Raw genomic sequence first — 19,025 nt, forward strand, 5'->3', positions numbered from 1 at the left:
CGCCTCGCACGAGGCGGCGGCCGGCCGTCCACACAGAGATGTTGCGGCTGAAACTTCACTGAAGATGGCGAATTTTCCCCTTGCGCTCGCCTCTGCAGGGGCCCCTTTCAGTACGGCCTAAGGTTAGGCTAACCTTCGCCGCGTGAATGTCGGTAAAGAGACCTCCGCGGCCGGACGCCCCCGCGGTCATGAACTGTCGGCCACGGGTGTCACTGTGGCCTACGAGGGCGCCGACGTCGTGCACGACGCGTCTTTGACGCTGCAGCCCGGCGAGGTGACCGTCCTGGTGGGCCCGAACGGCAGCGGCAAGTCGACGCTGCTGCGCACCATCGCGCGCCTGCAGCGGCCCCGCACCGCCACGCTCGTCATCGACGCCGACACCGACGGCCTCGCGCTGTCCCCGCGCGAGTTCTCGCGCCGCGTGGCCCTGCTGACCCAAGGGCGCCCCGCCCCCAGCGGGCTGACTGTACGGGACGTCGTCGAATTCGGCCGCTACCCGTACCGGGGCCACTGGGGCAAAACGGACCCGGACGGCCGGGACGCCGTGGACCGCGCGCTCGCCCTGACGGGCGTCGCGGAACTCGCCGAGCGCGGCGCCGAACACCTCTCCGGAGGACAGCTCCAGCGCGTCTGGCTGGCCGGCTGTCTCGCCCAGGAGACCGGCGTGCTGCTCCTCGACGAGCCCACCACCTACCTCGACCTGCGCTACCAGATCGAGCTCCTCGACCTCATGCGCGACCTGGCCGACGAGCACGGGATAGCCGTCGGCGCCGTCCTGCACGACCTCGACCAGGCCGCGGCCGTCGCCGACCGGATCGTCCTGCTCCACGCAGGGCGGGTCATCGCCGACGGCGACCCCGAAGACGTCCTGACTCCCGAGCGCCTGACCGGCACCTACGGCATCCGCATCGAGGTCGACACCGACCCTCTCACAGGCCGCCTGCGCACCCGAGCGATCGGCCGGCACCACACCAGAAGCGAAAGGCTCAGCACCACCTCATGAGACGCCTCCTCATCACCGCAGCGGCCGCCACCGTCGCAGCCCTCACCCTCACCGCCTGCGGAACCACCGAGCCCGCCGCCGACGACGAGAAGAAGAACACCGCCGAGCGCATCACCCTCACCGACGCCACCGGCGCGAAGGTGGAGCTCGAGGGCCCGGCCAAGAAGGTCGTCGGAACCGAGTGGAACGTCGTCGAGAGCCTGGTCTCGCTGGGCGTCGACCCCGCCGGCATCGCCGACGTCAAGGGTTACAAGACCTGGAACACCGCCGTCCCGCTGAAGAACGACCCCAAGGACATCGGCACGCGCGGCGAGCCCAGCACGGACACCATCGCCGCCCTCAAGCCGGACCTCATCGTCGCCACCAACGACCTGCCGGCCGCCGCGCTGAAGCAGCTGCGCAAGGTCGCCCCGGTCCTGGAGCTGCGGGCCGCCGCCGCGTCCGACCCGATCGGTCAGATGACCAAGAACCTGGAGCTCATCGCCCAGGCCACCGGCACCACCAAGAAGGCCGACGAGCTCAAGAAGCAGTTCCGGACGAAGCTCGACGAGGGCAAGAAGGCCCTCGCCGACGCCGGCCGTGCCGGGGCGGAGTACGCCTTCGCCGACGGCTACGTCGTCTCCAACCAGACCACGATCCGCCCGTACACCAGCGGCTCCCTCGTAGGCGCGGTCAACGAGAAGCTCGGCCTGAAGAACGCCTGGTCGGTCAAGGGCGACGAGAGCTACGGCCTCGGCTCCACCGACGTCGAGGGCCTCACCAAGCTCGGCGAGGACGTCGAGTTCGCCTACATCGGCAGCGACGGCGACAAGAACAGCACGCCGTTCACCGGCACCCTGGCCAAGGACTCCGCCTGGACGTCCCTGCCGTTCGTGGAGAAGGGCAACGTCCACCGCCTGCCCGACGGCATCTGGATGTTCGGCGGCCCCGAGTCGATGAACAAGTACATCGACGCCGTCGTCGAGGCGCTGAAGAAGAAGTAGCCCCATGGCCGTCACCGCATCCCCTCCCGCCACCCGTCCGTCGGCGGCCGCCTCCCGGACGGGCGCGGCCGCGGTGACGGCCGCTCTGGTCCTCCTCGTCGCGGGCCTCGCGCTCGTCGACATCACCCAGGGCACCGCCGCCGTCGGCGCGCCCGAGGTCTGGAAGGCGCTCACCGGGCAAGCCGACCCCGCCGACGCCTCCGTCGTCGTCTCCTCCCGGCTGCCCAGAATGACCGCCGGACTGCTCGTCGGGGCCGTGCTCGGCATGGCGGGCGCCGCCCTGCAGGCGGTCAGCCGCAACGTCCTCGCCTCGCCCGACACCCTCGCCGTCAACGCCGGCTCCTACCTGGCCCTCGGCCTGGCCGCGGCCACCGGCGTCTCGCTCCCGCTGTTCGCCTCGTCCGCCGTCGCGTTCGCCGGCGGCCTCGTCGCGGCGGCCGTGGTGCTCGGGCTCTCCGGCCTGGGCGCGGGCAGCGTCCGGCTCGTCCTCGCGGGCAGCTCCCTGACCCTGGGGCTCACCGCCGTCACCGAGGGACTGCTCCTGCTGTTCCCCCGGCAGACGGAGGGCCTCTTCCAGTGGAACCAGGGCAGCATCGCCCAGAACGGGTTCGACGGCGTCCTGCAGATGGCGCCGGTCGCCCTCGCCGGTCTCCTCGGGCTGCTCCTCGTCGCCCGCCGGGTCGACGCCCTGGCCCTAGGTGACGACGCCGCCCGCGGCGTCGGCGTCAACGTCCGCACCACCCGGATCACCGTGGTCGTGCTCGCGGCGCTGCTCTCCACGGCGGCCGTCACCCTCGCCGGACCCATCGGCTTCGTCGGCCTGTGCGCCCCCGCTCTCATCCGCCCCCTCGCCCGCAGGGTCCGCGCGTTCAACCGGGCGCGCGCGAGCCTTCCGCTCACGGGCCTGGCCGGTGCCGTGCTCGTCCTCGGCTCGGACGTGCTCCTGCGCACCCTTGTGCCGGCGGACGTTGCGGTCGCCGTACCGACGGGCGTCGCCACCAACCTCGTCGGCGCCGTGTTCCTCATCGTGATGGCCACCCGGGTCCGGGACACCGCGGGCGCCACCGCGTCCGAACGGCTGCGCCTCAGGAGCAGGACCGTCTTCCTCACCACCACGGCCGCCCTGGTGGTCGTCCTCGTCGGCGTGGCCGTCGCCGCCGTGCTGCTGGGCGACAGCAAGCTGTTGCTCGGCGACGTGGTGAACTGGGCCCAGGGCAGAGCGGGCCGCACCGTCGGCTTCATCCTCGACACCCGCGTGCCCCGGGTCCTCGCGGCGCTCCTGGCGGGCGCGGCCCTCGCCCTGTCCGGGACGCTCGTGCAGGCCGTCACCCGCAACCCGCTCGCGGAGCCGGGCACCCTGGGCGTCTCCAACGCGGCCGCGCTCGGCGCCGTCCTCCTCGTGACGACGGTGCCGTCGGTCGGCTCGTGGAGCCTCGCCGGCGCCGCCTTCGCGGGCTCCGCGATCGGTGCCGTCGTCGTCTTCGGGCTCGCCGCGCGAGGCGGGTTCCGGCAGAACCGGCTCGTCCTCGTCGGCTTCGGCATGGCCACCGGGACGTCCGCGCTGATCAGCATGCTCATCGTCCTCACCGACCCGTTCAACGCGACGAAGGCCCTCACCTGGCTCTCGGGCTCCACCTACGGGCGGACCTTCCCGGACATCGCGCCGCTCGCGGCCGTGCTCACCGTGGGCCTGTTCGTGGCGGTGCTGCGGCGCGCCGAACTCGACCTCATATCGCTCGACGAGGACACCCCCAGGCTCCTGGGCCTCGACCTGGCGCGGGGCCGCCTGGCCTTCCTCGCGCTGAGCGTCCTGCTCAGCGCCACCGCCGTGGCGGCCGCGGGCACGATCGGCTTCGTCGGCCTCGTGGCACCGCACGCGGCCCGGGCCCTGGTGGGCCGGCAGCACACGAGGGTGATCCCGGTCGCCGTGCTCCTGGGCGCCCTGCTCGTCTGCACCGCAGACATGCTGGGCCGCACCGTCATCGCCCCGGCCCAGCTGGGCGCCGGCCTGATGACCGCGGTGATCGGCACGCCGTACTTCCTCTACCTGCTCATGCGGGGCCGCCGCCAGGGCACGTAGGACACGTAGGGCACGTACGCCACCACCAGCGGACAGGCGCCGGGGAACCCGAAGAGGGTTTCCCGGCGCCTGCTCGTTCACATGAACGCAGGGTGCCCGACGGGACGGCGCACCCGTCCGGGGCGCTCAGCGCAACGCCTTCTTGAGGTGGCTGCGCAGCTGGACGGCGTGGAAGACCTCGAACACGCCCATGACCAGAAGGAAGATTCCCGTCACGACGGTCAGCGCGGCGATCGACCCGAAGGGCAGGTCGATCATCAGGATGCCGGCGACGACGTTGAGGAGGCCGACGAACACCTGCCAGCCCCGGGCCGGCAGGTCCTTCGTCGAGAGGGCCACCCCCGTCAGCACCACCCCGCGCAGCAGCCAGCCGAAGCCGATCCACAGGGCGAGCAGCAGGATCGACTGCGCGGGGCCCCGGAAGGACACCAGTCCGAGCAGTACGCACAGGCCGCCGCTGACGAGCCCGAGGGCGCGCAGGGCGCCGGGAATGTGGGCGGCGAAGGCGCCGACGAGCTGCAGAATGCCGATCGCCAGCAGATACAGGCCGAAGAGGACGCCGACGACCATGAGCGAGGCTTCGGGCCACGCGAGCACGATGGCTCCCAGCGCCATCGCGGCGATGCCCGCACCCAGCAGCACCTGCCAGCCGGCGTACGCCAGGACACCGAGGCCTCCGGGGAGGCCGTGGGGTTCGTGGAATTCGCGGTATGAGGAAGTCATGGCATCGCATCCCTCTTGATCTTCCTCCGTCCAGGTTCGCACACGTGCCCTATGGCGACAACGCGAGGAGAGGGCGGCGGCGCCCGCAGGCGCATGGCGTACGGCCTACGAGCGGGGCAGGCGGCGGGGCAGGTCGGTCACGGCCCCGCAACGCGTCCAGGTCCGTGAAGCCGCCGTGCGCCTCCATCTCCCGCCACTGCCGGGCCTCGAAGCCCCGGTGGGCCGGGCGCGGGCGCGGGTCGAGGAGGGTGTGGCGCGGGATCTCCACTTCCCGGCGGGCGTGGGCGCCGGTCAGCTGCCGCACCAGCTCCTCGTCGTCAAGGAACCAGTGGTTCCAGAAGAGCGCCAGAGCGCCTCCGGGCCGCAGCGCGGCCACGGCCCGCGTCCACCTCACGGCCGGATCCACCCAGTGCCAGGCCTGGGCGCAGAACAACAGGCCGTACCGGCGGCCGCCCGGCTGCCAGGTCTCGAAGCCGGCGATCTCGACGGAGACACCCGGCAGCCCGGCGCATTTGAGGCTCAGCACCCGCGCCATCCGTGCGTCCGGCTCGACGCACGTCACCGGGACACCGCGCCTCGCGAAGGCCGCCGTCGCTGTTCCGGTTCCGGCGCCGACTTCCAGCGCGGGTGCCGTGCCGGCCCCGGCGGCGAAGTCCAGGACGTCTTCGACGAGTTGCACCGGGTACCCGATCCGGCCGGCGTCGTACTGCTCGGGGTCCTCCCCGAAGGCGTGGCGGCGTTCCCGGGTCCTGTCCGTCATGGATTCACGGTAGGGGGCGCCGGCACCCGGAGCGGGCGGAACCGGCCGGCCGGGCTCAGCCGGCCAGCCCGGCGGCGACCTCGGCGTTCGGGAGCCGGGCCAGGAGCGCACCGGGGAGGATCAGCTTGCTCCGGCGCACGCCGCTGCCGACGAGGACGTACGGAGCGGCGGCGACGGCCTCGTCGACGAGCAGGGGCCAGTCCTCCGGCAGCCCGACGGGGGTGATCCCGCCGTACTCCATGCCGGTCTCCGCCACGGCCGTGTCCATCGGAGCGAAGGAGGCCTTGCGGGCGCCCAGGCGCTTGCGCACAGCCGAATTGACGTCGACGCGCGTGTTCGCGAGGGCGACGCATGCCGCGTGGGTCACCGCTTGGCCGCGCTTGGCGGCGATGACGACACAGTTCGCGGAGAGGTCCAGCGGGACCTCGTACGCCTCACTGAAGGCCGCCGTATCGGCCACCTCCGGGTCGGTGTCGACGACCAGCACGGACTCGACGAGCCCGGCGTCGCCGCACTTCTCGAGTGCTGTGGCGACGGGCTTCGCGAGGAGGTCGGGGCGGCTGACGGCCGGCCAGCACGCGTCGAAGCGGCCGAAGGGAGCGGTCGGCGAAGAATGGATCACGGGGTCATGGTAGGCCGTGCGCAGGGCGGCCTTCGGGGGCGCCGGGACCGTGCCCCGCGGCTCACTCCGGATCGCGCTGTGCCATCAGTGCGCTCAGGAGGCCGGGGAAGGCTTTGTCGAACTCGTCGCTGCGCAGGGCGTTCATGCGGGACGTGCCGACGTAGTACTGCCGGATGAGGCCGGCCTCGCGCAGCACGTGGAAGTGGTGGGTGGCGGTGGACTTGCTCACCGGCAGTTCGATCGTGCCGCAGGTGAGGTCTTCGCCGGCGGCGTGCAACTCGCGGACGATGCGACGGCGTACCGGGTCGACCAGCGCTTCGAGCACCTGCTGAAGGGTGATGGTGTGCATGTCCGGGTGGGGCGGGACGCGGTCCCGTCCGCTTCGTCGCGCAGTCGCCGCCATGGTGCGCCGTCCTTCCGCTCGCGTGCTGGGCTGGGCTGGTCCTACGGCTTCAAAGTATGGCGTACATCAAAGTATGACGTACGCCGAAGTTTGATTCCTGTAGAAGTTTGACGTGAATCAAAGTTTGACAGTGGTCGTACTTTGAGCTTGAGTGGGGAACGGCGGCACGCACCGGCGTCGCCGTCGTCGACCCGAGGGGATGCGTGATGGCCAGAACAGTGCGGTTCCACGAACACGGCGGGCCCGAGGTGCTGCGGCTGGAGGACGTGGAGGCCGGTGACCCCGGCCCCGGCGAGCTGCTGATCCGCGTCGACGCGATCGGCCTCAACCGCGCGGAGGTGCTGTTCCGCGGCGGCCACTACATCGAGCAGGTCAAGGAGTTCCCCGCCCGGCTCGGGTCCGAGGCCGCCGGAGTGGTCGAGGCCGTGGGGGCCGGGGTGACGGGGTTCGCGGTCGGTCAGCCGGTCAGCGTGGTGCCCGCGTTCTCGATGAACGACTACGCCGTCTACGCCGACCGCGCGATCGTCCCCGCGGCCGCGGTCGTCCGCCGCCCCGAGGGCCTCGGTGCGGTCGAGGGCGCCGCGGTGTGGATGCCGTACCTGACGGCCTACGGTGCGCTGGTCGAGGTCGGCGGAATGCGCCCCGGGGACACGGTCGTCCTGACTGCCGCCTCCAGCAGCGTGGGCCTGGCCGCGATCCAGATCGCCCGGCGCGTCGGCGCGGTGCCCATCGCCACCACCCGCACCACCGCCAAGAGGGACGCCCTCCTGGAGGCGGGTGCGGCCGAGGTGATCGTCACCGAGGAGGAGAGCGTCGTCGAACGGGTGCTGGGTCTGACCGGCGGGCGTGGCGCCGAGTTCGTCTTCGACGCCGTCGCCGGCCGCGGTGTCGTGGACCTGGCCAAGACCGTCGCCCCCGGCGGCACGCTCTTCCTGTACGGGGCGCTGAGCGGCGAGCCGACGCCCTACCCCGGGTTCGAACTCGGCATGCCCGCGCTCAACATGCGCACCTTCACGCTCTTCGAGACGACCACCGATCCGCAGCGGCTGCGCCGGGCCGAGGCCTTCGTCGCCTCCGGCCTGGAGACGGGTGCCTTCCGGCCCGTCGTGGACCGCACCTTCGGGCTGGACGAGATCGTCGAGGCGCATCGCTACATGGAAGCGGGGGCGCAGGTGGGGAAGATCGTCGTCACCGTCGACCACTGACGGTCCCGGCGGTCCGGCCGTGGGGGAGTCGTGGGGAGCCGTGGGGGACTCTCCCTAGGCCTGCTGTCGTTCCCGGAGGACGGCGATCGTGTGCAGGCACCAGTCGCGGTTGCCTTCTTCGAAGGCCAGGCCGCGCCGGCAGGTCAGGTAGGGGCCGATGCGGTCACCGTGGCGAAGGAAGTCCTCCTCCGTCCGGTCGCCCCGCATGTCGCACAGCAGTTTCGTGAACAGTTCGGCCTTGGCCCGGGCGAAGGCGGCGCGTTCGGTGAGCTGTGCGATCAGAGGCCCGGCGTCGACGTGGTCGGCGGCCTGGACCTTGACGAACAGGTCGTCGCGGATGAAGGAGGGCTTGGCACTGGTGGCGGCGAACCGGGCCAGCTCCGCCCGGCCGTCTTCGGTGACGTGGAACAGGCGCTTGTTGGGGCGGTTCTCCTGGGCCACTTCCCTGCCGGTGATGAGCCCGTCCTTCTCCAGACGGCTCAGCTCGGAGTAGAGCTGCTGCGGCCGCGCGTGCCAGAAGTTCGCCACGCCGAGGTCGAAGGACTTGGCCAGCTGATAACCGCTGAGCTCTCCGTCGAGCAGGGCCGCCAGCACGGCGTGCCGTAGTGCCACCGGGTGACCTCCTCCATGACTGCCGCCGTTCGCCGTCGGATGCGGTCCATCGTAGTCATGAAAATGACTAGCCTGATCATGGCGGCCGCACCCGCACCCGCACCCGCACCTGCACCTGCGCCTGCACCCGGCCCGGCGCGTCGGGAGGGCCGACGGCGCCGAGCCGGGTGGGGGAGGCGTATCGCAGATCGCCGAGTGCGTCAGCAGGGGGTTACGGCTGCACCTCGGTCGGCTTTTCCGCGCGCAGGTCGCTGACGAAGCCGCCCTTGGCCACGCGCATCCAGTAGCCGTGGGCCCGGACCCCGGCGGGGATGTCGGAGCTGCGCTCCAGCTTGCGGTTCATCGAGGTGGTGCCGCTCTGGGCGTCCCGCTGGAAGGTGTAGGGGTGCCATATGCCGATCTCGCTGCTGTAGAAGGGCTTGCGCTCCATCAGCATGACCTGGTCGGGGCTGCCCTGCGCGGGGCTCCAGTTGACGCGGACGGTGGCGGCGTCGAGACGGTCGATCGACGTCACCGCCGGCGCCTTCGGGATCACCGAGGAGGCGGCGGGCTTGATGTCGTTGCTGCGGATCGTGCGCGGCACGGACGGGTCATAGCCGTCCGGGTTGTCCAGCTTCCCCGTGATGCGGAGCGCGGTGGGGGCCTGGCTCTGTCCGCCCGCGCACGCATCGACCTGGGCGACCTTGAGCCACTGGCCGGAGAACCTCACGAAGTCCTCCTTCTGCAGCGGCAGCTCGCGGACGGCGCCGCCGATGATCCCGCTCACGGAGTAGACGTAGCGGGAGTCGTCGTCGCGGACGACCTGGTAGCTGCACCGGTCCACGGCCGCGGCGCGCCCGGTGACCGCCGCCTGGAGCGAGGGCGCCTTGGCGGCGGATCCGGTGGCGGGGGCCGGCGAAGCCGCTGTGGCGACGCTCGCACCCGAGGCGAGGGCCCCGAGGCTCAGCGCGCACGTGGCGACGGCTGCGGCGATACGAGAAGGCATGGCATCCTCCGGTGACATCCAACGGATCCTGGGGGTCGGCCTTGATCGACATCGCCGACCAGACGGGACGCTACCGGCAACTGATGGTCAAAAAGAAGTCAAAGAAATGTAATGCTCATAACAGGGCCGGGATCCGGGCCGGTTGAGGCGTCGGGTGTCGAGTCCGCGAGGGAAGCGAGCGTTGCCGTGGAATGCGCGGACAGCGCTGCGAGCGCTTTCCGGCCAGCAGAGGTAGTGACTCGGCCAAGGCCGTGAGCAGTCATGCCGGCACCTTCTTGGCGTGCACCTGCTGCGGCAAAATGCGCGATGTCACTGGCAATTGCGGGCTGAGCGGCCCCACCTCGTCCCGCGCGGGGCGGCTCCGGGGCCCCGCGGTGCCACCGCTACGGGGGGTGTGGTCTTGGCAGTGCTGTCCTTACCGATACGGCGCATGCGAGTACTGCGGCGGCAGGGGACGACCGGGGTGGGGTCGGGTCTGCAGCGGGCCCAGTCCTTCATGATCGTGGCCACCTTGCTCTACCGGGCGAGCCATCTGACCGTCGGCGTCCTCGCCGTCGTCCAGCGCAGGTCGCACCTTCCCCTGCAGTACGTGGGATTCGCCGTGGCCCTGGGCGTCAGCGTGCTCGTCTACGGCACTGCTCTGCGCCGCGGCTGGTTCGACCGGCGGCACATCTGGGCGGACGTCCTCGTGACCGGATGCGTGCTGCCCCTGGCCCTGTGCGCCTGGGGCGGGGTGCGCGAGCCCGCCACGATCGGCTGGGCGATGCTGCTCGGCGGGTCGGCGAGCGCCGTCGCGGCCATCGCCCTCGAACGGCTCCAGGCCCTCACCGTGGTCGCGCTCCTCGTGGTGACCCACTTCATCGGCTACCGGGCGGTGGACGCGAGCCCCGCCGTGATCGTCGGCCACCTCAACTCGCTGGTGACGTCGGCGATACTGACCTGGGCCTTCAGGTGGTACCTGCGCCGCCAAGGGCATCTCCTCGACGAGGCCAACGCCCGCGCGCTGGCGGCCGAGGCGCACAAGGCGCGCTACGCCGAGCGGCTGGAACACCACCGGGCGCTGCACGACACCGTCCTCGCCACGCTCACCACCCTGGCGGCCGGCGGGATCGACGCCAACGCCCCCCAGGTGAGGGAACGTTGCGCCCGCGAGGCCGCGTACCTGCGCCGGCTGATCCAGCAGACCGCCGACGAGGTCCACCACCGGGAGATCGGTACGGCCCTGGAGGAGGCGGTCGGCTCCGTCGAGAGCCTTCAGCTGCGCGTCACCGCCCAGTACCACGACCTGCCGCAGGTGCCGCCCGAGGTCGCCGCCGCCCTCGGCGACGCCGTGCGGGAGGCGCTCAACAACGTACGGCGGCACGCGGGCACCGGACACGCCTACCTCACCGCGACCGGGGACCCGGACGGAGGAGGGGGAGCCGTCGTCACCGTGGTCGACCGGGGGCCCGGATTCGACCTCGAGCGGTACGAGCCCGGCCTCGGGCTGAGCGGTTCGGTCCACGGCCGGATGGCAGAGGTGGGAGGCCGCGCCGTCGTGGACACCGCCCCCGGCGAGGGCGTGCGAGTGGAGCTGAGATGGCCCGGGTGATCACGGTCGCGGTGGTCGACGACGACCGTATGCTCCTGGACGGCCTGCGGGCCTGGCTGGGCCGGGTGCCGGAACTGCGGCTCGTGGCGACCGCGGCCACCGTCGGGGAGCTCCTCGGCGAACCGGACGCGCAGCTCCCGTACGGCTCCGGCGGGCCGGGGCACACCCCGGCCGACGTCGTCCTGCTCGACCTCCTCCTGCGCGACGGTTCCGCCCCCGTCGACAACATCCGGCGGCTCCTGCGCACCGGGAGCCGCATCCTGATGATCAGCACGGTGCCGGACCGCTCCGCGATCATCGAGTCCATCCGGGCCGGCGCCGACGGCTACCTGACCAAGGACCACGACCTGCCGACGCTCGTCGCCGCCGTCAAAGACCTCGCGGAGGGCCGCAGCGCCCACTCCGCGGAACTCGCCTTCGCCTGCGCCTACGACAACAGCCCCGCCCGCCCCAGCCTCTCGCCCAGGGAGCGGCAGATCCTGCTCGACTACGCCTCCGGGATGACCCTCAAGTCCGCGGCCCGGCGCGCGGGCATCACGGTCCACACCGCCAAGGACTACCTGGACCGGGTCAAGGCCAAGTACCAGCAGGCGGGCCGCCCCACGTACACCAAGCTCGACCTCGCCCGGCGGGTGCGGGAGGACAGCCTCGAAGCGGGCTGACCACCCGGCGCAAGCCCCCCAAACAGACGGCTTCAGAGGTGCTCGTGCCCTCCCTAACGTCATCCCCGGGCGGCGCCTCGGACGGCCCGCCGGGAGGGGGACGAGCCGGTGTCCGATTGCTGGCCGGCGTTGCCGGACGACGCCTGTACGGCCTGTACTGCCCGCACTGCCTGTACCGCCGCGGAACCGGAACGCGGCCCGCACACGAGGCGGGGGGAACTCGTCGGCCGCGAAGCCGAGATGGGAAGGGTCGCGGCCCTGCTGGCCGCCGCCCGGTCCGGGCGGGGCGGCGCGCTCGTCGTCACCGGCGAGCCCGGCGTCGGCAAGACCCGGCTCGCTGCCGAGGCCCTCGCCGCGGCGGCCGGAGCGGACATGATCACGGTACGGGGACGGGCCGCCACGGTGGGCTCGCCCGTCCCGTACCGGCCCCTGGTCGAAGCGCTGCTCCTGCTGGCCCGCGCCGGCCTGCTGCCGGACCCGGACGAGCTGGGCGGCTACGGGCCGGTCCTGGCCGGGCTGCTGGGCGCCCCCCGGGACGGCACCGGCCCCGGCAAGGCCCCCGCCGCGGGCCCCGGCGCGGCGTCGCCCATCGTGGTCGCCGAAACGATGCTGCGCCTGCTCGCCGTCGTCGGAGGACAGCGGGGCTGCCTGCTCGTCCTCGACGACCTGCACGACGCCGACGCCGGGACGCTGGCGGTCGTCGAATACCTCCTGGACCACATCGGCCACCAGCCGGCCGTACTCCTGCTCATCGCCGGGCGCGAACCCTGCGCGGCGGCCGACCTGGCAGCGCGGGCGCGCCGGCGCGGAGCCGCGGAGGTTCTCGACCTGCGTCCGCTCAGCCGCGCCGACGTGCACCTGCTCGTCGCGAGCGAGCTGGGCATCGCCCCGGCCGACGTCTGTCCCCGACTCGTCGAGCGCACCGCGGCCGGCAGCGCCGGGGTCCCGTTCGTGGTCAAGGAGCTCGTCCACGACCTCGCCGGCGGCCCCGCCCCCGACGCCACCTGTACCCCGCCCGTCCCCTCCACCGTGGCCGGCGACGTCAGACGCCGGGCCGAGAAGCTCGGCCCGCTCGGAGTGGAGTTCCTCAGCACGGCGGCCCTGTTCGGTCAGCGCTTCCCGCTGCCGGTGCTGGAGCACGCGATCGGCCGCGATCACGCGGAGCTGTCCGCGACGCTGCGCGCCGCGGTCGCGTCGTGCCTGATCACGCCGGACGGCGCGGGCACGCAGTGGTACGCCTTCCGCTACCAGGTGGCGGCCGAGGCCCTGCTGGACGGCCTCGGACCGGGTGAGCGTGCCGGATACGCGCGGCGGGCGGCGCTCGCCCTGACCGCGCTCCACCCAGGTCTCCCCGGAGCCTGGTGCGCGCACGCCGCCCGGCTGCACGAGCACGCCGGCGACACCCGTGAGGCCGCCCGCCTGTACGGCGAGGCGGCGGGGCGGGCGATGCGCGAGGGATCGGTGGAACGGGCGGCGGTGCTGCTGGCCCGGGCCCACCGCCATCTCGGGCCCGGTGCCGCACCCGAAGTACGCGCCACGGTGCTGGAGCAGCTGCTGGACGCCGTCGCCTGCTCGGCACGGTTCGACCTGCTGCCCGCGCCGGCCTCCGCCCCGGACATCCTCGGCGGTGACGGCGGCGGTGACCCAGACACCGCCGGCGTCACCGGTGGCGAGCACCCCGTACCCGCTCAGCGCCGCGCCGCGCTCCACGCCCGCCTGAGCGACATCGCCGCCCTGAGGGGCCGTCCCGCGGAAGCCCTGCGGCACCTGGACACCGCCCGGAGGCTGCTCGGGAGCCGACCGACCGATGACCACGCCACCCTCGTGGACATCGCCGGGGCCCGCGCAGAGCTGAGCCGGCCGGCCCCCGACCGGCTGCACACCGCCGCCCGCTCGGCCCACCGGGCCCTGGACACCGCCCGGCGCGCCGGCCTGCCGGACCGGGCGTGCACGGCGCTGCTGCTGCTCGGGCAGCTGGCCCGGGAACAGGACGAGCTGCCGGCCACGGCCCACTTCGTACAGGCTCGTGCGATCGCCCTCGCTCACCGGCTCCCCGTGCACCGCATGTCCGCCGAGGTGCACCTGGCCGTTGCCACGGCGAGTCGCGACGGCCGGCCGGACCGTGTCGAACAGACCCGGCAGGAGGCCCTGCAGATGGGCCTGCGACCGCTGGCGCACGAAGCGGGCTTCGCCCTCGCGCTGGAGCGGATCCGGCGCTGCGAGTTCACGGCGGCCCGGGACCGGATCCGCGAGGGGGCGGCCGATGCGGAACGACGGGGACTGGCCGGCGCGCTGGCCGCGTTGCGGCTCGCCGACGCCGTACGGTGCGCCCACCAGGGCCGGCGCGCCGAAATGGAGGAGGCGCTGGAGCGACTTGCTCCGCTCGTCGACGCCGCGCCGGGCGTGCGAGCGATGTCGTGCGGGCTGGCGCGGGCGTTCTGCTCGCTGCTGGAAGAGCGGCACGACGCAGCCGGGCAGGAGTTCGCGCAAGCTCTCGCCTACGACGCGGAGAACCCCGCGACCGGCGAGTTCGGCAAACACGGCGTCATCCTGCTGCTCGGCGTCCTGGCCGGACGCATGGGCCGGCGGCACTACGCCGAATCCGCCGGGACGGGCGTCGGCGGAACCCGCTGGAACCACCAGTTCACCGGCCTGGCCCACGCCGTGCTGCTCGGCCGGGAAGGCCGCTCCGACGGGGCGACGGCCGCCGCGGGCAAGGCCCTGGAGGCGGCCGCGCCCTACCCGATGGCGCGCCGCCTGTGCCAGCGCCTGGTCGCGCAGGCGGCGTACGAGGACGGCTGGGGCGCGCCGGTCGAGTGGCTCCGCGAGGCGGAGGAGTACTTCCACGGCGCCGGCCTCCGGGCGGTCGCCGGTGCGAGCCGGGCCCTGCTGCGCGGAATGGGCGCCTCGGTCCGGCAGCGGCGTACGGGTACGGAGCAGGTGCCGCCGGAACTGCGCCGCTGCGGCATCACCGTCCGCGAGTTCGAGGTGGCCCGGCTGGTCGCCGAACGGATCGGCAACAAGGACATCGCCGGACGGCTGCACATCTCGCCGCGCACCGTCGAGAAGCACGTGTCGAGCCTCCTCCAGAAGACCGGCCACCCGAACCGCAGAGCGTTCGCCAGCGCCGCCCGCGGCCTGGTTCCGCAAGGCCTGCCGGCCGGACAGGCCTAGGGGAGCGCGGCGGCCCCGGCCAAGGTCACCACGCGGTCGAAGCGGCCGTCGAGTTCCTCGTCCCCGTGGTGCACGACGAGCAGGGCGCGTCCCTCGGTCCGTTCGCGCAGCATGCGCAACACCAGTTCCTTGCCGTGCTCGTCGAGGTTGGCGAACGGCTCGTCGGCGAGGTACGCGTCGGCGTCCTCGCACAGGAGCGCGGCGACCCCGACCCGCTGGCGCTGGCCGGAGGACAGTTCCGAGGGCAGCTGGTCGGCCGGCCCGTCCAGGTCCATCGCGGCGCGGAGCCGTGCGTCGGGGACCAGGTCGCGCACCGGCAGCGGGGGGAGGTTCACCGGTGCGGTCAGGCTCGCCACCCGGGGCGGCAGGGTGACCGACCCGGCGTCGGGGGCGAGCGTCCCGGAGACCAGGTGCAGGAGCGTGGTCTTTCCGCAGCCGTTGGGGCCGCGGAGCAGCACGTGCTCGCCGGCGCGCAGCTCGAAGCCGTCGATCGACACCTCGGCCCCGTCGCCGTACCCGACCCGGGCGCCGCGGATCCGCACCAGGGCTCCTTCTTCGTGGTACGGGCGCTCCCGGGCGTCGCGCAGCGCCTCGATCCGCTGGAGGACGGCGGTGCTCCGGCGGGCCTGCGGGATCATGTTGACGAGGTCGAACATCCCGGTCACCGCCCGCCACAGCGAGTTCACGAAGGCGAGGAAGCTGCCGAACGACATCCGCCCGGAGAAGACGAAGAAGGCTCCGACGACCATCGACGCGGTGTCCGACAGGTTCATGACCAGGTCGCTGAGGGTGCGCTGCCTCTGGGACAGGCGGAAGTTGACGAAGGTGATGCCGAGGAATCCGCGCAACGCCTCCTGGTTCGCCGCGCGGGTGCCCGGCAGCAGCGAGGGCAGACCGCGCAGCGCCGGGAACGCCTCCAGCGTCCGGGTCAGCACGTTGACGTACCGCGCCTCCGCCTCGCGCTCGGGCCCGGTGTTCTTCTCGATCCGCTTGCCCAGCCGGTTGCTGACGAGCACCAGCGGCGGCACGATCACCAGCAGGATGAGGCCGGCCTGCCAGGACAGGTAGACCAGCACACCCACGAAGACGACCGACGTGACCGCTTGGCGCGCGATGCGCAGGGAGACGTCGACGGCCGGCAGGACGCCCTGGGAGACGTCGTTGTGGATGCGGCTGACGTACGAGGCGTTCCCCGCCTCCGACACCTTACGGCCGTCCAGGCCGAGCGTGCGGCCCAGCAGCTCCGTCTCCAGCACCAGCACGAACGCGTTCTCGAACCGCTTGCGGCGGCAGGCGATCCAGTACCCGGTGCCGTTGAGGGTCAGCCCCAGCAGGAGGTAGGCCGAGCCGAGGACGAGGAACCGCCGGAAGTCCGCGGTCAGGATCGCCTGGTCGAACAGGGCCTTCAGCAGCAGCGGGTGCAGCAGGGCCTCGAGCCCGCTCATGCCGGCCTCGGCGACGAGGATCACCACGTACGGAGCCCGGTGACCCCGCAGGGTGCGCCAGAGCTGCTTCACCGCCCGACCTCGTCCAGCAGGAAGTCGGCCGTGCCCCCGGTGTTCACGCGGTGGAGCACCCGCAGCACGCCCGCCGAGCCGGTCAGGTAGTCGGTGGAGCAGCGCAGCAGCCCCTCGCCGGGAAGGGCCAGCAGGCTCCGGCCGTCCTCGCGCGGCAGAGCGAAGCGCTCGGAGGGCTCGAACAGGAAGACCTTCCGGACGAAGTTGAGCTGCCGCAGCGCCGTGTCGCGGTACGAGCGGTCGCCGGTGAACTCCGCCGCGTCCAGCAGGGCGTCGGCGATCCCGCTCATGCCGAAGCCGTACCCGGGGAGGATCGCGTACCTGACGTCCAGACCGCGCAGGACGGTGCGTGCCGCGGCGTGGTCCCCGTAGCGCAGCAGCACCTGCGCCACGCCCGCGGATCCCACCTCGACGTACGGCTCCATGGTCCCTTCGTGCTCGAACATGATCGGGCCGTCGGCGGTGCCGTTGCCGTCGCCGTCGATGGGCTTCGCGTGGGCCATCTCCCAGGCGAGCGCCTCCCGCCCGAGCCGCAGGTAGTGCTCCTCCTTTGTGACCTGGTGCATGCGCAGCAGGAACATCGCGACACCCGCCTGCCCGAAGCCCAGGCCGGTCAGCGGCCCCTTGGCGGAGAACTCGTTGAGCCAGTGGGCGCGGCCGCCGTCACGCTGCGCCGTGTCGCAGAGCACGCGCGCGCACTCCTGTGCCGCGGCCAGGTCGTGCGGGTCCCGGCCGTGCAGGAAGAAGCGGAGGTTCGTCATCCCCACCCCGGCGAGGCCGTAGTAGAAGGTGTAGTCGCCCTTCTCCACCGCGCGCCGGTTGGCCTGGGCCAGCAGTTCCCTGGCGTGTGCCCCGAGCCCGAGCGAGGCGGCGGCCCAGGCGATGCCCGACAGGCCGTTCATGAGTCCGTCCGGGTACCGCGCCACGTCGATGCCCGCCAGCTCCTCGCTCAGCCAGCCGTGCCATTCGGGCCGGATCGTGATGCCGGAGGCGTTCAGTGCCCACAGGACGCCGCTCGCCCCGAAGCCGAGGCTCAGCGGGTTGGTGACGTGGGCGAACGGGTCCACGGGGAAGAGGGTGTCCCGGCCGGGGTCGGCGGCGGCCTCGACGAACGCGGCCACCCCCGCCTCCGCGTCCACCAGCCCGAGCCGCTCCTCGACGACCGGGCGCGCCGGTGCGGCCTCGACCCGGCGGAGCAGGTCCTCCTCGTCCTCCAGCGCCTCCAGCACGTCGGTGAGGCCGATGCGGTTCCGGGCGAGGTCGGTGATCAGCCGGTGAACCCGCTCCGGCCAGCCCAGACCTTCGGTGATGAAGATCCGGTACAGGTCGAGGACGTCCTCACGCAGGTACGACATCGCCGCGATCGGGAAGACGAAGTACGCCATGGTGGACGCCAGGGCGTACCGGTCGCCTTCGGGCCCGTACGCCTTGAAGCGGTTGCGGGAGAGGCTGAACCCCGGTGTGTACAGCTCGACGGGCTTGCTCAGGTCCGCTGCGCCGGCTTCGGTATCGGTCAGCCGGCAGGCCTCCAGATCGACGATGGTCACCTCGTGGGTGTCCGGGTCGATGAGCAGGTTCGCGGCGGTGAAGTCGGCGAGGACCACACCACGGTCGTGCGCGGCCCGGATCGCGCGCGCCAGCCCGCGGAAGACGGCGAGGAAGATCCGCAGGTACTCGCGGGACTTCCCGACGTCGGAGCCCGGTCGGGCGAGAGGGTTGTGTTCGAGCAGCACCGAGCGCATGTCGGTGCGGTCGATGAACTCCTCGGCGATGTAGTGGTGTTCCCAGTGGCGGAACCTCGCGACCGGAGCGGGGAACGCGCCGACGCCGGCCAGCCGGTTCAGGAACATCCACTCGCGGTCGAGGATGTCCACTGCGTCGTGGTCCTGGCGGGGGTTGGGGTTGGTGTACGGGCGGGCCTCCTTGAGCACCACCGGCCGGTCGTCGTTCTCCGTGTCCTCGGCGGTGTACACGCCGCCGCTGTTGGAGAACTGGAGCGCTCCGGTCACCCGGAAGCGGCCGCCGAGCAGGCCGTCCCCGTCGTCGTCCTCGTCGGCGGGCTTCCAGTCGTCGAACGGCCAGGGTACCCAGTCCGGGTGGGCGTACCCCGGGCGCCGGTCGTCCGGGACGGGGCCGTCCGGCCCGAGGATCCGCGGCAGGCGCCGCCCGAGGACGTCGACGGTGTGGGTGTCGAGGAACTGGCCGTAGCGGAAGTAGAGCGCCTTGCAGTCCCGGTAGCGCAGGTCCGACAGGACGTAGGCCCCCTCCTTGCCCTCCAGGAGGCGGGCCAGGCCGGCCAGGCACGCCCTGAACTCGTCGTCATCGCGCGGGTAGACGGTGACGAGCTTGCCGCCGCTGCCCCGGGTGACGGCCTTGGAGTTGAGCATCTCGAAGACGTTGAGGTCGAGAGCCATCTTGAAGTCGACCGCGTGCTCCGTCAGGTACCCGATCACCGAGGCGGCGACCTCACGCACATGGCGGTGGCCCGACGACACGTGGATCTTCCAGCCTTGCGCCGGCAGGTCCGGGTGGTGCCGGTGACTCCACCAGATGCCGCTGCGGACGAACCGCCTCCGCGTCTTCTCGTCGAACCCGGCGAGGAAGTGGTCCGCGCTCGGCTCGTAGGAGACGTCGAGCGGGTCGAAGAAGAGCGTGTTGTTCCAGGCGAAGAGGAAGCGGTTGACCCATCGTTCGTTGCGCATGTC

15 protein-coding genes are annotated in these 19,025 nt (G+C 72.4%); 7 read left to right on the forward strand and 8 right to left on the reverse strand.

All coding sequences use genetic code 11. The features are described 5' to 3' along the window. The first annotated feature begins 142 nt into the window (after positions 1-142). From NQU55_RS15005 to NQU55_RS15015, 3 genes are read left to right on the forward strand one after another with little or no spacing between them, the layout of a single operon-like run. Positions 143-1,003 (forward strand): ABC transporter ATP-binding protein, encoded by an 861-nt coding sequence (locus NQU55_RS15005; protein WP_168095582.1) that lies wholly within the window; start codon positions 143-145, stop codon positions 1,001-1,003. Next, positions 1,000-1,986, forward strand: coding sequence for an ABC transporter substrate-binding protein (locus NQU55_RS15010; protein ID WP_256790675.1), 987 nt, complete (start codon positions 1,000-1,002; stop codon positions 1,984-1,986). Before NQU55_RS15005 ends, NQU55_RS15010 begins: the two co-directional genes overlap by 4 nt. A gap of 4 nt (positions 1,987-1,990) precedes the next feature. Beyond that, complete coding sequence (locus NQU55_RS15015) at positions 1,991-4,066, forward strand: iron ABC transporter permease (protein ID WP_256790676.1); 2,076 nt, start codon at positions 1,991-1,993, stop codon at positions 4,064-4,066. Between the two features lie 126 nt (positions 4,067-4,192). Here the strand turns inward: NQU55_RS15015 and NQU55_RS15020 are convergent, their stop codons facing one another. From NQU55_RS15020 to NQU55_RS15035, 4 genes are all read right to left on the reverse strand, one after another. Further along, on the reverse strand, positions 4,193-4,789 hold the full coding sequence (locus tag NQU55_RS15020; RefSeq protein WP_256790677.1) for an HdeD family acid-resistance protein: 597 nt from the start codon (positions 4,787-4,789) through the stop codon (positions 4,193-4,195). A 49-nt stretch (positions 4,790-4,838) separates the two neighbouring features. Beyond that, complete coding sequence (locus NQU55_RS15025; protein WP_168096960.1) at positions 4,839-5,549, reverse strand: class I SAM-dependent methyltransferase; 711 nt, start codon at positions 5,547-5,549, stop codon at positions 4,839-4,841. A 55-nt stretch (positions 5,550-5,604) separates the two neighbouring features. Beyond that, the gene (locus NQU55_RS15030; protein ID WP_168096962.1) at positions 5,605-6,168 is read right to left on the reverse strand and encodes a YbaK/EbsC family protein; all 564 of its coding nucleotides are present in this window, start codon (positions 6,166-6,168) and stop codon (positions 5,605-5,607) included. A gap of 64 nt (positions 6,169-6,232) precedes the next feature. Continuing rightward, positions 6,233-6,574: an ArsR/SmtB family transcription factor gene (locus NQU55_RS15035; protein WP_256790680.1), complete on the reverse strand. Its 342-nt coding sequence runs from the start codon at positions 6,572-6,574 to the stop codon at positions 6,233-6,235. Positions 6,575-6,780: 206 nt separating this feature from the next. Between NQU55_RS15035 and NQU55_RS15040 the strand changes: the two genes are divergently transcribed. After that, the gene (locus tag NQU55_RS15040) at positions 6,781-7,779 is read left to right on the forward strand and encodes a zinc-dependent alcohol dehydrogenase family protein (protein WP_168096843.1); all 999 of its coding nucleotides are present in this window, start codon (positions 6,781-6,783) and stop codon (positions 7,777-7,779) included. 54 nt (positions 7,780-7,833) lie between these two features. Here the strand turns inward: NQU55_RS15040 and NQU55_RS15045 are convergent, their stop codons facing one another. Continuing rightward, positions 7,834-8,391 carry a PadR family transcriptional regulator gene (locus NQU55_RS15045; protein ID WP_168096844.1) on the reverse strand — a complete coding sequence of 186 codons (558 nt, stop codon included), beginning with the start codon at positions 8,389-8,391 and terminating at the stop codon, positions 7,834-7,836. A 211-nt stretch (positions 8,392-8,602) separates the two neighbouring features. Continuing rightward, a complete protein-coding gene (locus NQU55_RS15050) occupies positions 8,603-9,376 on the reverse strand; it encodes a hypothetical protein (RefSeq protein WP_256790681.1) in 774 nt (257 codons plus the stop codon). Between the two features lie 430 nt (positions 9,377-9,806). Here NQU55_RS15050 and NQU55_RS15055 point away from each other — a divergent pair, with 430 nt between their 5' ends. The 3 genes from NQU55_RS15055 (at position 9,807) to NQU55_RS15065 (ending at position 14,803) form a co-directional block, all read left to right on the forward strand. Then, positions 9,807-10,967 carry a sensor histidine kinase gene (locus NQU55_RS15055; RefSeq protein ID WP_256790682.1) on the forward strand — a complete coding sequence of 387 codons (1,161 nt, stop codon included), beginning with the start codon at positions 9,807-9,809 and terminating at the stop codon, positions 10,965-10,967. Continuing rightward, the gene (locus NQU55_RS15060; protein WP_168095078.1) at positions 10,955-11,629 is read left to right on the forward strand and encodes a response regulator; all 675 of its coding nucleotides are present in this window, start codon (positions 10,955-10,957) and stop codon (positions 11,627-11,629) included. Before NQU55_RS15055 ends, NQU55_RS15060 begins: the two co-directional genes overlap by 13 nt. A gap of 108 nt (positions 11,630-11,737) precedes the next feature. Next, on the forward strand, positions 11,738-14,803 hold the full coding sequence (locus NQU55_RS15065; RefSeq protein ID WP_308402235.1) for a helix-turn-helix transcriptional regulator: 3,066 nt from the start codon (positions 11,738-11,740) through the stop codon (positions 14,801-14,803). On the opposite strand, the gene NQU55_RS15070 is transcribed toward NQU55_RS15065, so the two are convergent. Together NQU55_RS15070 and lanKC are read right to left on the reverse strand one after the other, a co-directional pair. Beyond that, positions 14,800-16,320, reverse strand: coding sequence for an ATP-binding cassette domain-containing protein (locus tag NQU55_RS15070; protein ID WP_206329823.1), 1,521 nt, complete (start codon positions 16,318-16,320; stop codon positions 14,800-14,802). The genes NQU55_RS15065 and NQU55_RS15070 overlap by 4 nt on opposite strands. Continuing rightward, entirely contained in the window at positions 16,317-19,022 is a 2,706-nt protein-coding gene (lanKC, locus tag NQU55_RS15075; RefSeq protein WP_256790683.1) for a class III lanthionine synthetase LanKC, read from the reverse strand. The genes NQU55_RS15070 and lanKC overlap by 4 nt, the downstream gene beginning before the upstream one ends. Between the last annotated feature and the right edge of the window lie 3 nt (positions 19,023-19,025).

Origin of the sequence: Streptomyces telluris (assembly GCF_024519335.1) — a bacterium.
GTDB classification, from domain to species: Bacteria; Actinomycetota; Actinomycetes; order Streptomycetales; family Streptomycetaceae; genus Streptomyces; species Streptomyces telluris.